The following is a 15,390-nucleotide window of genomic DNA, read 5'->3' as shown; positions in this document are numbered from 1 at the left end:
ATTAACGTGATAGTCCTGCCTGGCAGATGCCGAAACAAACGATTGCTTCTGCGCAGACACATGCCGCCTTTCCAGTCATTCTGTGTATGGATAAGGCAAAACATGGCGAGGCATCCTACCCGCAATTGTTAAGCGACGCAAAATATAACCGTGTCGAAAGGGATGCTCGTCGAAGGAAATCGTGTGGTCAGAGCAGACGGCGATCACAACGCGCTGAATCGTGACGTTTTTTTAGGCAAAAAGGTCTGCGAATGCTGATTTAATCATCAGGTTTACTTAATAGTTACTTATAGGTAGAGCTTATGAATGCCGCAGGGCTGCAATAAGTAATGCAAACGCGGTAGTGTGCTGGCGGCGGCTCGGATAGTACAGATGGTATCCCGTAAAAGCCGGGCACCAGGCTTCAAGCACACGCACTAACCGGCTCTCAGCAAGGGCGTCCTGAACCGCATCTTCCGGGACGTACGCCAGCCCCAGACCGTTTTCGGCGGCATCGATGCGTTGCGGCAGGCTGTTGAGGATCAGCTGGCCGTCAACCCGCACGCGCAGCTCACGTCCGTCCCGTTCAAATTCCCAGGCATATAATCCGCCGCGTGTGGGCAGGCGCATATTAATGCAGCGGTGCTGATCAAGCTGCTCCGGCGTTTCCGGTACGCCGAAACGTTGCAAATACTCTGCCGACCCGACGACCGCCATGCGCATGTCCGGCGCAATACGAACGGCAATCATATCTTTCGCCACCTGCTCACCCAGACGCACCCCCGCGTCAAAGCGGCCATCGACAATATCAGTCAGCCCATTGTCCACCGTGACTTCAACGTTGATATCAGGATACTGCGCCATAAAGGGTTTAAGCACAGGCCACAGCACCGCAGACATGGCGTGCTCCCCGGCGGTAAGGCGAATATTCCCGGCAGGTCTGTCGCGGGTATCACGCAGCGCGGTGAGTTCCTGCTCGATCTCCAGCAGATGGGGGCTTAAGCGCATGAAGAGTTGCTCGCCGGCCTCGGTAGGGGCCACGCTACGGGTGGTGCGGGTTAACAGACGGACTTCCAGCCTCGTTTCCAGATTGCGCATTGCGTGGCTGAGCGCCGACTGAGATACCCCAAGCTGCGCCGCGGCGCGGGTAAAGCTGCGCTCCCGGGCGACGACCATAAAGGAAAGCAGATCGTTGAAGTTGTCTTTTAACATGGTGGTTTACTCGATTTATGAAATGAATTCATGGTTCCTTTCTGATTATGCACTCTAATGCTCCCCATGGCTTTACGCTACTGTTAACGCAACAGCAAACGAGGAGTTAATCATGAAAATTATCCGTAGCGGTTCGTTACCTTCCGTTCAGGGGCCAGAGGCCTGGTTTACCGGCTGCGTGCGCATTGACGCGCCTTTCCAGGCGACTGAACCGGCAAAAGTCGGCGGCGCGACCGTCACCTTTGAACCCGGCGCACGTACCGCCTGGCATACGCATCCTCTTGGACAAACGCTGATCGTGACGCAGGGGCGCGGCTGGTTACAGGAGTGGGGGAAAGAGGCGGAACCGCTGAATCAGGGTGATATCGCCTGGATCCCACCCGGCGTGAAGCACTGGCACGGCGCAAGCGCGCAGACGGCCATGACCCATATCGCCATCGCAGAAGCTGTCGACGGGAGCCCGGTGGCATGGCTGGAGAAGGTCACCGACGAGCAGTATCCGAACGAGTAGTCTGGCGTTTCGTAAACAAATTATTAACGTTATGATTCGATCCGTTTTCTTCAGCATGTGCAGGCGGAACGGTGAAAATCAATATCATAGGCACCAGCGGAAGTGGGAAAAGCACGTTTGGCAGGCGAATCGCGGAGGCGCTGGCTATCCCTTACATTGAGATGGACAGGCTTTACTGGCGAGCGAACTGGCAGGGAACACCGGATGATGAGTTTCTTGCAACCCTGGAAAAAGCGCTCGCCGCCTCGCCTGACTGGGTCCTGGACGGGAATTACAACCGCACACGCGACGTTAAGTGGCGCGACGTCGATCTGGTGGTGTGGATAGATCGTGGGTTTATCCGCACGCTCTGGCAGGCGGTGACGCGGGCCTCCAGACGCGCCTGGCACAAACAGGAGCTCTGGCCCGGCACGGGGAACCGCGAAAGCTTTCGTCGGTCGTTCCTTAGCAAGGACTCTATTATCATCTGGACGATCAAAACCTGGCGCAGCAACCGCAAACGATATGAGGCGGATATACAAAACCCGCAGTACGCACACATTCGCTTTCTCCGCATTACCCGACGGCAGGATGCGGAAAGACTCATTACATCGCTCAAATCACGCCGATGACAGACTCTCTATTGCCGTTTTCCGGCAATCCAAATGTAAATTAATTGTTTCTCAGAGGTGAAATCCACCTTTAATAATGACGACATGTTAAGTCAAACGAGAACGCAACATGTCATGGCGAATCAGCATTCTGGATAAAAGCCCCGTCGCAGAACACGAAACAGCCGCCGATGCGCTGGCGCGAACCTTAGCACTGGCGCAACAGGCAGAAACGCTGGGTTATCACCGCTTCTGGATTGCCGAACACCACAATACCCCGCAGCTTGCCAGCCCCTCGCCGGAGCTGCTGATTGCCTGGATCCTCGGGCAAACAAAACGTATTCGCGTGGGCTCAGGCGGCGTCATGCTGCAACATTACAGCCCCTATAAAGTCGCCGAAAATTTTAACGTACTGGCCGCCATTGCGCCGGGCCGGGTTGATCTGGGCGTTGGCAAAGCGCCCGGCGGTCTGCCGCTCTCTACCCGCGCCTTGCAGCACGGCCTTAATCCGCAGGAAAAAGGCAGCTTTGCTGAACAACTGACGCAGCTCGATCGCTGGATCCGCCCTGAAAATCAGTCAGCGGAGGAGGACGTTCGCGCCACGCCGCTGCCGCCGGTGCCTGCCCGGGGGTTTCTGCTGGGCGCCAGCACAGAAAGCGCGCTGCTGGCGGCCTCCCTCGACTGGCATTTTGTCTTTGCCGCCCATCTGAACGGTGATCCTGAGCTGCTGCGCGAGGTCGTCACAGCCTGGCGTCAACACAGCGTCCGGGAGGTGATTGTGGCCGTGCAGGCCATTGTTGCCCCAACCCAGGCTGAGGCCGATGCGCTGGCGCAGAAGGTTGAAGTGTGGGGCGTGGAGCTGGCAAACGGACAGCGCGTCACCGTCGCCAGCGAAGAACAGGCCTACGCCTTTGCGCGGCAGGCGGGGAGTGAACCGGTGCGCATCGCGCGTCGGGCGCAGTCTCTGCTGGCCGGAACGGCGGCGTCGGTGCTTGAACAGCTCAACGCGTTGCATCAGCAGTGGGGGATTGACGAATTTATCATCGACACGCCGGTCGCTGATGGCGCAACGCGCGTACAGTCCCTGCGACTGCTGGCCGAGGCGCGTCCTGACAGGGAGGTTACCGTATGAGCTTTAGCGAACAACTGATTGCCTGGCGCCGTGAGCTGCACCAGAACCCTGAACTCTCTGGTCAGGAGGTCGAAACAACGGCGCGCCTGCGCGAGTGGCTGACGGCAGCCGGGATTGCCCCGCTGCCTTACGATCTCCAGACCGGGTTGGTTGCGGAGATCGGCACGGGCAACGCACTGGTTGCGCTGCGCGCCGATATCGACGCGTTACCCATCGACGAGCGCAGCGGGGTGCCGTTTAGCTCCCGGCGCGCCGGGGTGATGCATGCCTGCGGACACGACATTCACACCAGCGTGATCCTCGGCGCCGCGCTAAAGCTGAAAGAGCGGGAAGCCTCGCTCAACGGTCGCGTGCGGATCCTGTTCCAGCCAGCGGAAGAGAATTTCGGCGGAGCGAAAAGCATGGTGCGGGCCGGGGCGTTACGCGACGTACGCGCGATTTTCGGGATGCATAACGAGCCGTCACTGCCGGTCGGCGAGTTTGCCACGCGCGGCGGCCCGTTCTATGCCAACGTTGATCGCTTCGTTATTCACGTGACCGGCAAAGGCGCGCATGCCGCACGTCCCCATGAAGGCAACGACGCCATCGTGCTGGCAAGCCAGCTGGTAACCGCGCTGCAAAGCGTAGCCAGCCGTAACGTCAACACGCTGGATTCGGTTGTTCTGAGCGTGACGCGCATCGCCGGGGGGAATACCTGGAACGTGCTGCCGGAAAGCGTTGAGCTGGAGGGCACGCTGCGCACGCACCGCACGGAAGTGCAGCAGAACGTGAAAGCGCGCGTCGGTGAAATCGCCGCCGGATTTGCCAGCGCCTTTAGCGCGCAAATCAACATCACCTGGTACGCCGGGCCCACCGCGCTGGTGAACGATGAGCACTGGGCCGGGTTTGCCACCTCGGTCGCGCGCGAAGCGGGATATGAAACCCGGCATGCGGAACTGCACATGGGCGGGGAGGATTTCGCGGTCTATCTGCAAAACATACCCGGCGCGTTTGTCAGCATTGGCAGCAACAGTCCGTTTGGGTTACATCACCCGGCATTTAACCCGGACGAAGCATTAATCGAACCCGCTGCCCGCTATTTTGCTCAGCTCGCGGAAAAAGCCCTGCAACACGTTTAATTAATTTGAGGTGAATATGTCTGCACATCGTCAATTGCGGCTGGGGACCATTTTGCATGGTGCATCCGGAAATATGTCTGCCTGGCGCCATCCGGCGGCGGTCGCGGATGCCAGCATTAATTTTGATTTCGTTAAAGTAACGGCTTTAAAAGCAGAAGAGGGCAAGCTCGACTTTATATTTGTGGCCGACGGTCTTTATATTAACGAGAAATCCATTCCGCATTTTTTAAACCGCTTTGAGCCGCTGACGGTGTTGTCCGCGCTGGCGAGTATCACCTCGCGCCTGGGGCTGGTCGGCACGTTATCCACCTCCTACAGCGAGCCTTTCACCGTTGCACGCCAGTTCGCCAGCCTCGATCACCTGAGCAACGGACGCGCGGGCTGGAACGTGGTGACGTCACCGCTGGAAGGGTCAGCCAGGAACTTCTCCCGCGAAAAACACCCGGAGCATGCGCTGCGCTACCGCATTGCCGATGAGTATCTCGACGTGGTGAAGGGGCTGTGGGATTCCTGGGAAGGGGATGCCTTTATCCGCAATAAAGAGAGCGGACAGTTCTTTGATGCGTCGAAACTGCATACTCTTGATCACCACGGTGATTTCTTCCAGGTTTCCGGCCCGCTGAATATTGGCCGCACGCCGCAGGGACGTCCGATTGTCTTTCAGGCTGGCGCGTCCGACGACGGTAAAAAGCTGGCGGCAAAACACGCTGACGCCATCTTTACCCACCATGACACGCGGGAAGAAGCCCAGGCTTTTTACCGCGATGTTAAACAGCAGCTGGAAAGTCACGGCCGCCGCGCAGAGGATTTACATATATTCCAGGGCGTCAGCGTGATTGTTGGAAACGACGCCGATGACGTAGAAAACCAGTATCAAACTACGGCGGCACTGGTCTCCATTAATGATGCGCTGAATTACCTCGGACGTTATTTCGAGCATCACGACTTCAGCCAGTATCCCCTCGACGCGCCGTTCCCGGATATTGGCGACTTGGGCAAAAACAGCTTCCGCAGCACCACCGATGAAATCAAGCGTAACGCCCGTGAGCGCAACTTAACTTTGCGTCAGGTCGCGCTGGAAGCCGCATCACCGCGCCCGCGTTTTTCCGGCACACCGGAGCAGGTGGCCGATGGTTTACAGGCCTGGTTCGAAGAGAAGGCGGCGGATGGCTTCATCATTCAGGGCGGCACGCCGGACACTTTCCCGCGCTTTGTCGACCAGGTGGTGCCTGTTTTACAGGCGCGCGGCCTGTTCCGCACCGACTATCCCGGCACCACGCTGCGCGAAAGTCTGGGCTTAGACGAGCCCAAAAATCAGTTCACACAACAATAAAAGAGAAAAACGCTATGCAGAAATCATCGCTTATTCTGGCGCTTGCGCTGGCCTTTACCCCTGCCGTCTGGGCAGAGAACGTCAATATTAACGGCACCGGCGTGAGCATTGAGGCCAATAAAACGCCGATCAATACCGCCAAAAACAGCGATGCGATCGCGCAACTGCCGAAAGACTATCGTTTTGCCGTGCCGGGGAAATTTACCGTGGCGGTGGCGGGACTGAATCAACCGCCACTGACGGTCTTTTCCGACGACAACAAAACTCTGCTGGGAAGTGAGGTCGACATCGCGCGTCTGGTAGCGGACAGCCTCGGACTGGAGCTGAACGTGGTGCCCACCTCCTGGGAGGATTGGCCGCTGGGGGTTGCCTCCGGGAAATACGACGCGGCTATCAGCAACATCACCGTCACTAAAGCGCGCAAAGAGAAGTTCGACTTCGCCACCTACCGCAAGGATTCACTTGGCTTCTACGTGAAATCCACCAGTCCGATCAACTCGCTTGTGAAGGCAGAGGATATCGCCGGGCTGCGCATCATCGTGGGTTCCGGCACCAACCAGGAGGCCATCCTTCTGGCATGGAACGAAGAGAACCTCAAAAAAGGGCTTAAACCCTTTACGCCGATCTACACCAAAGACGACGCGGCCCAAACGCTGGCGCTTCAGTCCGGACGCGCGGACGCCTACTTTGGCCCGAACGTGATCGGTGCCTGGAAAGCGGCGCTTAACGGTAAAACCAAACTGGTCGGCAGCGTCGACGGCGGCTGGCCGAAGGCGGCGCATATCGCGGTGACGCTGAAAAAAGGCAGCGGCCTGGTCGAGCCGGTTCAAACCGCGCTGAACGGCGCGATCAAGAACGGAGATTACGACAAAGTGCTGAACCGCTGGGGGGAAGGCGTGGAGCGTATCCCCAGTTCCGAAGTTAACCCGGCGGGTCTTGGCGATTAAGGAGGCGCTATGCGCGAACAATTTCGTGACGTTTCGCCGGAAGATGCCGATCTTCAGCCCATTATCGAGGGGCTTTTCGGTGAGTACGCCGCTCGTTACGGCGACTACTTTTCAAAGGATGCGGAAGTCGAGCTGACAGAGTGGTACCTGGCGCCGCAGGGGCTGTTTATCGTCCTGGAGCGCGATGGCGAGATCATCGCCACCGGTGCGTACAAGCCCTTCGACGAACATACCGCAGAGATCAAACGCATCTGGACGAATAAAACGCTGCGCCAGCAGGGACTGGCCGCGCGCGTAGTACAGGAGCTGGAGCGCCGGGCGGTGCTGGCGGGCTACAGCCGCATCTACCTGACCACGGGGTTTCGCCAGCCGGAGGCGGTGCGGCTCTATCTCAGTCAGGGGTATCAGCCGCAGTTCGATCTTAACCGTGATCCGGAAGAGTATAGCCAGCCGCCGTTCGACGGTCGGCTGCGTTTCACCAAGACGCTGATCCGCGAAGCGCTCAGCAAAACCGCATAAGGAGCGACGATGAGCAACGTTGAAACCATAAAAGTGGTCCCGGCACGTTATCCGCTGCGCGCTGCTGGCGCCGTGGTGGCGCTGTTTGTGCTGGCGGTCGTGATCCAGTCCGTGGCCTTTAATCCGCGCTGGGAATGGGCGGTATTTGCCCGCTGGTTCTTCGACCCGGTGATCCTCGAAGGCGTCGGCCAGACGCTGCTGCTGACGTTGATAAGCACCGTACTGAGCGTGGTGATTGGCGGCATGCTGGCGCTGGCGAGGCTCTCGTCATCATGGCTGTTGAGCAGCCTGGCGTGGGGGTACATCTGGCTGTTCCGTTCCCTGCCGCTGATCGTGGTGCTGATTATCCTCTATAACTTCTCCTATCTCTACGACACGCTCTCTCTCGGCGTGCCTTTTACCGGCATTACCTGGGGCAGCTTTGAAACCATCAATGTTCTAGGGCAGTTTTCTACCGCCATCGTGGGGCTGACGCTGGTGCAGAGCGCCTATACTGCGGAGATCATTCGCGGGGGGTTCCTTGGGGTCGACCACGGTCAGTATGAGGCGGCCGCTGCGCTAGGTCTGCCGGCATGGCGTCGCACGGTGCGCATAATTCTCCCGCAGGCGCTGCGCACCATCCTGCCGTCCGGGTTTAACGAAATCATCAGCCTCGCCAAAGGGACGGCGATGGTTTACGTGCTGGCGATGCCGGAACTATTCTACACGATCCAGATGATCTACAACCGCACCCAGGAGGTGATCCCGCTGTTGATGGTGGGGGCCGTCTGGTATCTGGTGATCACCACCGTACTGTCTGCCATCCAGCATGTTATTGAGCGTGTACTCGCCCGCAGCGAGCGCCGCTCCGCCGTAAACCAGAACCGGGCGGCCAGTCGCGCGCGCTCCGTCACCACTTCGCCAGCACAGGAGCCTGTTCATGCAAGCCTCTCCTGAAGGACACATTTCCATTACCGGCGTCAGTAAGTTTTTTGGCCGACATAAAGCGCTCGATAAGGTCACGCTTGAGATCCCGCCGGGCTCCGTGACGGTGATCCTTGGCCCCTCTGGATCGGGAAAATCGACGCTGCTGCGCACCATTAACCATCTGGAGCGCGTAGACGAAGGCTTTATTCAGATTGACGGGGATTACATCGGCTATCGCCGTCAGGGTGACAAACTCTACGAGCTCAAAGAGAAAGAGATCCTCAAACAGCGCGTCAACGTTGGGTACGTGTTTCAGAACTTCAATCTTTTTCCGCATCTCACGGTGCTGGAAAACCTGATTGAAGCACCTATCGCGCATAAAAAATTCAGTAAAAAAGAGGCTGTTGAAAACGCCTACAGCCTTCTGGATGTGGTAGGTCTGCGCGATAAAGCCGATGCATGGTCGCGTCACCTCTCCGGCGGCCAGCAGCAGCGTATCGCCATTGCCCGCGCGCTGGCGCTGCGCCCGCGCGTGATGCTGTTTGATGAACCCACCTCGGCGCTGGATCCAGAACTGGTTGGCGAAGTGCTGGACGTGATTAAAAAGCTCGCCCGTTCCGGCACTACGCTGGTGGTGGTCACCCATGAGATCGGCTTTGCCCGGGAAGTGGCGGACCAGGTGGTATTTATGGTCGACGGTAAAATTGTGGAGCAGGGCAGCAGCGACGACGTGTTAAACCGACCGTCGCATCCGCGAACGCGCCAGTTCCTCTCAAAAGTGCTGTAAGGAGCGCAGATGAAATATGGACTCTTGGCGGGGCTGGTCTTCACGACGGCGAGCTACGCCAGCATTGATTTAAAGGCCAACGAACAGCCGCTGCCGGTGACGGTTGATCAACAGGCAGTGGCGAAAATCCCGGCGAACTATAAATTTGTTGAGCCGGGTACCCTCACGGTGGCGATTTCAGCCCTGAATTCTCCGCCGCTGGCGCTGCTGGCCAGTGATAACCGCACCCGTATTGGCAGCGACCCGGATATCGCCCGGTTGCTGGCGGGCAGTCTGGGGCTGAAGCTGAAGCTGGTGCCAACGGCGTGGGAAGACTGGCCGCTGGGGATCACTTCCGGGCGCTATGACGTGGCGTTGGTGAATATCGCCGTCACCGAGCAACGTAAGGCGAAGTTCGATTTTGCGACCTATCGCGTCGATTCCCTTGCCTTCTCGGTGAAATCCACCAGCAACGTACAGTCGATCACCCGTGCGAAAGATCTGGCCGGTAAAAAGGTGATTGTCGGGTCAGGCACCAATCAGGAACGTATTCTGCTGGGCTGGAACGAAGAGAATAAAAAGGCCGGGCGCGAGCCTGCGTTGCCGTTTTATCTGACCGACGACGCCTCAGGCAATCTTTATATTCAGTCCGGCAGGGCGGATGTTTTCTTTGGACCGCAGTCCGTTTCTGCCTATAAAGCCGCGTTAACCGGCAAAACCCGCGTCGTGGGATTAGGGCCGAAGAAAGCCTATGTCGCCACCACAACCAAAAAAGGCAATGGGCTGGTGTATGCGTTGCAGGCTGCGCTGGACGGTGCGATTAAGCGCGGGGAGTATCAAAAGGTGCTGGCGCGCTGGGGGGAAGCGGGCGAAGCGGTGACGTCTTCAGACGTTAATCCGCCCGGGATAACCTACTAATGGTGCTCTACACTTAGGGTTTTCATCCCTGAGGGGGCAACATGATCAAACTCTATGGCGTACCCGGCTGGGGATCGGCAATCAGTGAAGTGATGCTGACTCTGGCAGACATCCCGTATCAGTTCGTCAACGTGGACGGGTTTGACCAGCCCGGCCCGCAGCGCGAATTGCTGTTGAAACTGAACCCGCTGTGCCAGGTGCCGACGCTGGAGCTGGAAAACGGGGCGATCGTGACGGAAACCGCGGCGATCGCCCTGATGGTGCTCGACAGACGTCCCGACCTCGCGCCGCCCGTAGGGCAGGCCGAGCGCCAGCAGTTTCAGCGCCTGCTCATCTGGTTTGTGGCGAACGTCTATCCCACCTTTACGTATGCAGATTACCCGGAACGCTGGGTGCCTGATGCCCCGGAACAGCTGAAGAAAAATTGCATTGAGTACCGAAAATCGCTCTATCTGTGGTTCGACAGCCAGCTCAGCGCCTCGCCGTTTGCGTTTGGCAAACAGCTGACGCTGCTTGACGTCTATATTGCCGTTGCGCGTACCTGGGGGCCACGTCATGAGTGGTTTGCCACTAACACGCCTAATATTACCGCCGTCGCGGATGCCGTCTGCGCGCTGCCGGAACTGCACAAGGTGCTAAAAGCTAACGATATAATCTGATAACGTGGAACGCTCACCTATAAAAGGAGCCCTGCCCATGCCACACGTTGATATCAAATGTTTTCCACGCGATCTGACTGACGAACAAAAAACGGCCCTGGCGGCGGATATCGCCGAAGCGATCGCCCGTCATCTGAACAGCAAAGATCGCTCAATCTCCGTGGCGCTTCAGGAGGTTCAGGAAGCTGACTGGAAGGCGCAGGTCTGGGATACCGAGATCGGCCCGAAACTGGATGAACTGATTAAGAAGCCCGGCTATTCGATGTAATTTACCTGCCGGGTGGTGCAATATCACCCGGCGATCCCCACTTTTATTCCCTTTCGCAAAAATCGATAATAAAAACCATAACGATTCCGCTACAATTCATCCATCCGAACAATATCCGTTAAATCAGCAGGTAAACACTGCAACTGCACCAGATAAAGTACAAATTAGTAAAAGGATAATTTTTCCATGACAAAATTACCTCAGTTTTCACTCGCGTTTATTCATCCTCGTTACTGGCTCAGCTGGGCAGGCATTGCCGCGCTTTGGTGCACGGTTCAGCTTCCGTACCCGCTGCTGTTGAAAACAGGTCACGGGCTTGGGCGTCTGGCCATGCGCCTGCTACCACGCCGCGTGGAGATCGCCAGACGAAATCTTGAGCTTTGTTTTCCTGATATGAAAGAGGACGAGCGCGAGCGTTTACTTGAGCGTAATTTTGAATCGGTTGGAATGGGCGTCATCGAAACCGGTATAGCGTGGTTCTGGCCAGACTGGCGCGTACGGAAACACTTCAGCGTGACCGGCTACGAACATATGGAACAGGCGCGGGCGCAAGGAAGGGGCGTGGTGCTCATTGGCATGCATTTTCTCACGCTGGAATTAGGCGCACGCATCTTTGGCATGCTCAACGCGGGTATTGGTGTGTATCGTCCCAACAAGAATGCGTTGCTCGACTGGCTGCAAACGCGCGGTCGTCTGCGTTCCAATAAAACCATGCTTGACCGCTATGACCTGAAGGGCATGATCCGCGCGCTGAAGCAAAACGAGATCCTGTGGTATGCCCCGGACCACGATTATGGCAAAACGAATAGCGTGTTTGTGCCGTTTTTTGCCGTCCCGGACGCCGCGACAACTGCCGGGAGCTACATGCTGGTGAAAAGTGCCAGACCGGCCGTGATCCCGTTTGTACCGCGCAGAAAAGCAGATGGCACAGGGTATGAGCTGATTATTCTGGAAGATATTAGCGATACCTTGCAGGGAGGCGACAAAGCGTCGGTGGCCACGCAAATGAACAGAGCGATTGAGCGCGCCGTGATGATGGCGCCTGAGCAATATATGTGGCTGCATCGGCGGTTCAAAACCCGCCCTGAAGGCCAGCCGGACCGGTATAAACGCAAAAAACAGATCCCATCTTCTGCAAGAACCTTATCTGCCAGCGATATTTCGGACCGGTCGAGTATCCAGCAGTAGCCCGGCAGGGCGGATGCCGGTGCGCTCCGCCCTTTATAAATCCTGCCGCGCTGGATAGAATTACCGCATCCACATTGACGGGATGCCCAACATGACCGGAAGAGTCGATTATCATCTGGAAAAATACCTCCTCACCGAAGCCGGTGAGCCGGAACGTCTGACGCGCCAGTGGGCGGAGGTGATGCGCGAGTGTCATGACCAGAAATCCGGGGCAGAAGAGCGGCTGCGTCTCGCGCTGCTGAACGTGGATTATGTGACCAGCTTTGAGCTTCCCTTCCGGTTACTTCTTACCCGTGCACCGCAGCTGATTGATAGCATCAGAAATGAGTTTCAGCTCAGTCAAAAAAATGTCCTGTTCAACGGGAAGCGGTTTGGCTGCGTCTACAGCCTTAAACAGGATTTGAACGGCATTCCGGATGAATTTACCTACCACCTGAAGACCCGTATTCAGCGGATCGATGCGTCCGGCGGTTCGGAAGTGCCTTACCGGCAAATCGCTCAGCAGGTGAAAGCCCCCCGCGAGCGCCTCCAGCTGGCGCTGGAACAGGGGCTTGCGGTCACCGCGCTTGACGGGCTTTTCTGGTTTGGCCTCCAGCGCATAGCCGCCGAGGTGCAGCGGTTAAGGAAGACCGGGATGAGAATAGTCACGTCCGATACGGAGGTGTTCGACACCCTTACCGGAACAATACGGCGCATTCCGGTTTATCGTCTTGAGGACGCTGCCGCTACTTAGCCTGGAGCAGGATCGCCAGCAGTCCAGGAAAGCGGGCGTCCAGATCCTCTCTTCTCAGTGAGATCATATTCTCGCGCCCCTGCGGGCGCTGCCAGATCACGCCGCTGTCGCGCAGCACGCGCCAGTGGTGAGTCATAGTAGATTTCACCACCTCTTCCGGGCGCAGCGCGTTACAGCTCAGTTCGCTGCCGTCGGCCAGCCTGCGGATAATCGCTAATCGCAGCGGGTTGCCGAGGGCGAACAGCACATTTTCCAACACTATTTGTTCAGGTTCCGGGTGGTTTGGGATCATCGTTTTCCTGCGTCTCGCGTGAGATTGAGCTATATCAACAATAGGTCAACCGTTAAAAAATAGTTCGATAATACTCGTACAATAGGACTATTATAACAAACGAACGAACACGCGACCATCCCGGTCGTCACAAACCAGTCATGAAGACTTAAGGAAATAACATGCCCCGACCCATTCCACTCGAACGTTATCGCAACATCGGTATCTCCGCGCATATCGATGCCGGCAAAACAACCACCACTGAGCGCATCCTGTTTTACACCGGGATGAGCCACAAGCTGGGTGAAGTACACGATGGCGCGGCAACCACCGACTGGATGGCGCAGGAGCAGGAGCGCGGGATCACCATTACGTCGGCGGCGGTAAGCTGTTTCTGGCCCGGTATGGACAGAGGCTTTGAACCGCACCGCATCAATATTATCGACACCCCCGGGCACGTGGATTTCACCATTGAGGTGGAACGTTCCATGCGTGTGCTCGACGGCGCGGTGATGGTCTATGACTCCGTCGGTGGCGTGCAGCCGCAGTCGGAGACCGTCTGGCGTCAGGCGAATAAATATCACGTCCCGCGCCTGGCATTTGTCAACAAAATGGACCGCCCGGGTGCGGATTTCTTCCGCGTGGTGCAGATGATGCAGGAGCGGCTGAAAGCCAATCCGGTCCCGATTGTGATCCCCGTGGGGGCAGAAGAACACTTCACCGGCGTGGTGGATCTCATCAGGATGCGCACTATTCTTTGGGATGATGCGACGCAGGGCATGGCGTTTAGCTATGCGCCAGTGCCTGACGATCTGCTGAGCACCGCCCAGGCGTGGCGAGAAAAAATGGTTTCGGCTGCGGCAGAAGCCAGCGATGAGCTTATGGATAAGTACCTTGAGACGGGCGAACTGGATGAAGCGGAAATCATCAAAGGGCTGCGGATCCGGACTATCTCCGGCGAAATACAGCCCATGCTGTGCGGCAGCGCCTTCAAGAACAAGGGCGTGCAGCGCATGCTCGACGCGGTGATTGAATTGATGCCGTCTCCACTGGACGTGCCCGCTATTGATGGGGTAGACGAAGACGGACAGCACGCCGAGCGCCACCCAAGCGATGATGAACCGTTCTCCGCGCTGGCCTTCAAGCTGATGAGCGATCCGTACGTCGGCCAGCTGACCTTTATCCGCGTCTATTCCGGCATACTGCGTAAAGGCGACGCGGTGTACAACCCGGTGAAGGGTAAGAAAGAACGTATCGGGCGCATCGTGCTGATGCATGCCAACGATCGCCATGAGGTGGACGAGCTGCGCGCAGGGGATATCGCGGCCTGTGTCGGGCTGAAAGACGTCACCACCGGTGACACGCTGACCGACCCGAATGCGGTGATCACCCTTGAACGGATGGAGTTCCCGGACCCGGTTATTTCGCTGGCGATTGAGCCGAAAACCAAGGCCGATCAGGAGAAAATGGGGATCGCCCTACAGCGCCTGGCGGCGGAGGATCCGTCGTTTCGCCTGCACACGGACGAAGAGTCCGGACAGACCATTATCTCCGGGATGGGCGAGCTGCATCTGGAGATCATCGTTGACCGCATGAAGCGTGAGTTTGGCGTTGAGGCGAACATTGGTCGTCCGCAGGTCACCTACCGTGAAACTCTGCGTAAAGCGGTGAAGGATATTGAAGGTAAATTTGTCCGACAGTCCGGCGGGAAAGGGCAGTACGGTCATGTGGTCCTGAGCCTTGAGCCGTTAGCCGCCGGGAGTGGTTTTGTGTTTGAAGATGCCACCAAAGGCGGGGTGGTGCCGCGGGAGTACATCCCGTCGGTGGAAAAAGGCTTGCGAGAAGCCATGAATACGGGAGTGCTGGCGGGCTATCCGGTGGTGGATGTGAAAGCGACCCTGACGTTTGGTTCCTACCATGACGTTGACTCCTCGGAGATGGCCTTCCGCATGGCGGCGATCCTCGGCTTCAAAGAGGGCGCACGGCGGGCGGATCCGGTTATTCTTGAGCCGGTCATGCACGTTGAGGTGGAAACTCCGGAAGAGTACGCCGGGAACATTATGGGCGATCTCTCCTCCCGTCGCGGCCTGGTGCAGGGGATGGCAGAGCAGTACGGCAGCCAGATTATTCGCGCTGACGTCCCGCTGGCTGAGATGTTTGGCTACGCCACCACGCTGCGCTCGATGTCCCAGGGGCGCGCGACGTATACGATGGAGTTCCATCATTTTGCGGAAGCTCCGCGGAATGTGGCGGATGAGATTATTGCGAAGCGTGTGAAGAGTTAATTAATTGCACATGGTAGTCATTTGGCTACCATGTGCCTTTATTATTACGACAGGG

At 57.4% G+C, this 15,390-nt stretch carries 15 protein-coding genes and 1 pseudogene; 14 read left to right on the top strand and 2 right to left on the bottom strand.

Going from position 1 to position 15,390, the window contains the following annotated elements:
• Positions 1-300 precede the first annotated feature (300 nt).
• Positions 301-1,191, bottom strand: a complete 891-nt coding sequence (locus KTH07_RS09295) for a LysR family transcriptional regulator (RefSeq protein ID WP_015570455.1) — start codon at positions 1,189-1,191, stop codon at positions 301-303.
• A gap of 112 nt (positions 1,192-1,303) precedes the next feature.
• Here KTH07_RS09295 and KTH07_RS09290 point away from each other — a divergent pair, with 112 nt between their 5' ends.
• From KTH07_RS09290 to KTH07_RS09225, 13 genes and pseudogenes are all read left to right on the top strand, one after another.
• Positions 1,304-1,702: a cupin domain-containing protein gene (locus KTH07_RS09290; RefSeq protein WP_015570456.1), complete on the top strand. Its 399-nt coding sequence runs from the start codon at positions 1,304-1,306 to the stop codon at positions 1,700-1,702.
• Between the two features lie 71 nt (positions 1,703-1,773).
• Positions 1,774-2,313 (top strand): shikimate kinase, encoded by a 540-nt coding sequence (locus KTH07_RS09285; protein WP_023303788.1) that lies wholly within the window; start codon positions 1,774-1,776, stop codon positions 2,311-2,313.
• A gap of 109 nt (positions 2,314-2,422) precedes the next feature.
• Positions 2,423-3,424: an LLM class flavin-dependent oxidoreductase gene (locus tag KTH07_RS09280; RefSeq protein WP_023303787.1), complete on the top strand. Its 1,002-nt coding sequence runs from the start codon at positions 2,423-2,425 to the stop codon at positions 3,422-3,424.
• Positions 3,421-4,542 carry an amidohydrolase gene (locus tag KTH07_RS09275; RefSeq protein WP_017382285.1) on the top strand — a complete coding sequence of 374 codons (1,122 nt, stop codon included), beginning with the start codon at positions 3,421-3,423 and terminating at the stop codon, positions 4,540-4,542. Before KTH07_RS09280 ends, KTH07_RS09275 begins: the two co-directional genes overlap by 4 nt.
• 16 nt (positions 4,543-4,558) lie before the next feature.
• Positions 4,559-6,822: pseudogene (locus tag KTH07_RS23460) on the top strand (NtaA/DmoA family FMN-dependent monooxygenase).
• A 9-nt stretch (positions 6,823-6,831) separates the two neighbouring features.
• Positions 6,832-7,341: a GNAT family N-acetyltransferase gene (locus KTH07_RS09260; protein WP_015570459.1), complete on the top strand. Its 510-nt coding sequence runs from the start codon at positions 6,832-6,834 to the stop codon at positions 7,339-7,341.
• A gap of 9 nt (positions 7,342-7,350) precedes the next feature.
• The gene (locus KTH07_RS09255; protein WP_017382287.1) at positions 7,351-8,277 is read left to right on the top strand and encodes an amino acid ABC transporter permease; all 927 of its coding nucleotides are present in this window, start codon (positions 7,351-7,353) and stop codon (positions 8,275-8,277) included.
• On the top strand, positions 8,261-9,034 hold the full coding sequence (locus KTH07_RS09250) for an amino acid ABC transporter ATP-binding protein (RefSeq protein WP_017382288.1): 774 nt from the start codon (positions 8,261-8,263) through the stop codon (positions 9,032-9,034). The genes KTH07_RS09255 and KTH07_RS09250 overlap by 17 nt, the downstream gene beginning before the upstream one ends.
• A gap of 9 nt (positions 9,035-9,043) precedes the next feature.
• On the top strand, positions 9,044-9,931 hold the full coding sequence (locus tag KTH07_RS09245) for a transporter substrate-binding domain-containing protein (protein ID WP_023303784.1): 888 nt from the start codon (positions 9,044-9,046) through the stop codon (positions 9,929-9,931).
• A 41-nt stretch (positions 9,932-9,972) separates the two neighbouring features.
• Positions 9,973-10,590 (top strand): glutathione S-transferase family protein, encoded by a 618-nt coding sequence (locus KTH07_RS09240; RefSeq protein ID WP_006810732.1) that lies wholly within the window; start codon positions 9,973-9,975, stop codon positions 10,588-10,590.
• Between the two features lie 37 nt (positions 10,591-10,627).
• The gene (gene pptA, locus KTH07_RS09235; RefSeq protein ID WP_003857012.1) at positions 10,628-10,858 is read left to right on the top strand and encodes a tautomerase PptA; all 231 of its coding nucleotides are present in this window, start codon (positions 10,628-10,630) and stop codon (positions 10,856-10,858) included.
• Between the two features lie 186 nt (positions 10,859-11,044).
• A complete protein-coding gene (locus tag KTH07_RS09230) occupies positions 11,045-12,046 on the top strand; it encodes a Kdo(2)-lipid IV(A) acyltransferase (protein ID WP_032619624.1) in 1,002 nt (333 codons plus the stop codon).
• A gap of 91 nt (positions 12,047-12,137) precedes the next feature.
• Positions 12,138-12,779 (top strand): hypothetical protein, encoded by a 642-nt coding sequence (locus KTH07_RS09225; RefSeq protein WP_023303783.1) that lies wholly within the window; start codon positions 12,138-12,140, stop codon positions 12,777-12,779.
• Here the strand turns inward: KTH07_RS09225 and KTH07_RS09220 are convergent.
• On the bottom strand, positions 12,772-13,071 hold the full coding sequence (locus KTH07_RS09220) for a helix-turn-helix transcriptional regulator (protein ID WP_000612740.1): 300 nt from the start codon (positions 13,069-13,071) through the stop codon (positions 12,772-12,774). The two genes, KTH07_RS09225 and KTH07_RS09220, sit on opposite strands and share 8 nt — an antisense overlap.
• A gap of 161 nt (positions 13,072-13,232) precedes the next feature.
• On the opposite strand from KTH07_RS09220, the gene fusA reads away from it, so the two are divergent.
• Complete coding sequence (gene fusA / locus KTH07_RS09215) at positions 13,233-15,335, top strand: elongation factor G (RefSeq protein WP_032619626.1); 2,103 nt, start codon at positions 13,233-13,235, stop codon at positions 15,333-15,335.
• Positions 15,336-15,390 lie beyond the last annotated feature (55 nt).

Source organism: Enterobacter cloacae complex sp. ECL72, assembly GCF_019056635.1.
GTDB classification, from domain to species: domain Bacteria; phylum Pseudomonadota; class Gammaproteobacteria; order Enterobacterales; family Enterobacteriaceae; genus Enterobacter; species Enterobacter hormaechei_C.
Note: the sequence above shows the minus strand (reverse complement) of the source record. Positions and strands in the feature narration are given on the sequence as shown.

Bases quoted from the DNA above. Each gene is read 5' to 3' on its own strand.
- KTH07_RS09295 (WP_015570455.1), bottom strand. From the start codon at position 1,191: ATGTTAAAAGACAACTTCAACGATCTGCTTTCCTTTATGGTCGTCGCC.
- KTH07_RS09290 (WP_015570456.1), top strand. From the start codon at position 1,304: ATGAAAATTATCCGTAGCGGTTCGTTACCTTCCGTTCAGGGGCCAGAG.
- KTH07_RS09280 (WP_023303787.1), top strand. From the start codon at position 2,423: ATGTCATGGCGAATCAGCATTCTGGATAAAAGCCCCGTCGCAGAACAC.
- KTH07_RS09275 (WP_017382285.1), top strand. From the start codon at position 3,421: ATGAGCTTTAGCGAACAACTGATTGCCTGGCGCCGTGAGCTGCACCAG.
- KTH07_RS09260 (WP_015570459.1), top strand. From the start codon at position 6,832: ATGCGCGAACAATTTCGTGACGTTTCGCCGGAAGATGCCGATCTTCAG.
- KTH07_RS09255 (WP_017382287.1), top strand. From the start codon at position 7,351: ATGAGCAACGTTGAAACCATAAAAGTGGTCCCGGCACGTTATCCGCTG.
- KTH07_RS09250 (WP_017382288.1), top strand. From the start codon at position 8,261: ATGCAAGCCTCTCCTGAAGGACACATTTCCATTACCGGCGTCAGTAAG.
- KTH07_RS09245 (WP_023303784.1), top strand. From the start codon at position 9,044: ATGAAATATGGACTCTTGGCGGGGCTGGTCTTCACGACGGCGAGCTAC.
- KTH07_RS09240 (WP_006810732.1), top strand. From the start codon at position 9,973: ATGATCAAACTCTATGGCGTACCCGGCTGGGGATCGGCAATCAGTGAA.
- pptA (WP_003857012.1), top strand. From the start codon at position 10,628: ATGCCACACGTTGATATCAAATGTTTTCCACGCGATCTGACTGACGAA.
- KTH07_RS09230 (WP_032619624.1), top strand. From the start codon at position 11,045: ATGACAAAATTACCTCAGTTTTCACTCGCGTTTATTCATCCTCGTTAC.
- KTH07_RS09225 (WP_023303783.1), top strand. From the start codon at position 12,138: ATGACCGGAAGAGTCGATTATCATCTGGAAAAATACCTCCTCACCGAA.
- KTH07_RS09220 (WP_000612740.1), bottom strand. From the start codon at position 13,071: ATGATCCCAAACCACCCGGAACCTGAACAAATAGTGTTGGAAAATGTG.
- fusA (WP_032619626.1), top strand. From the start codon at position 13,233: ATGCCCCGACCCATTCCACTCGAACGTTATCGCAACATCGGTATCTCC.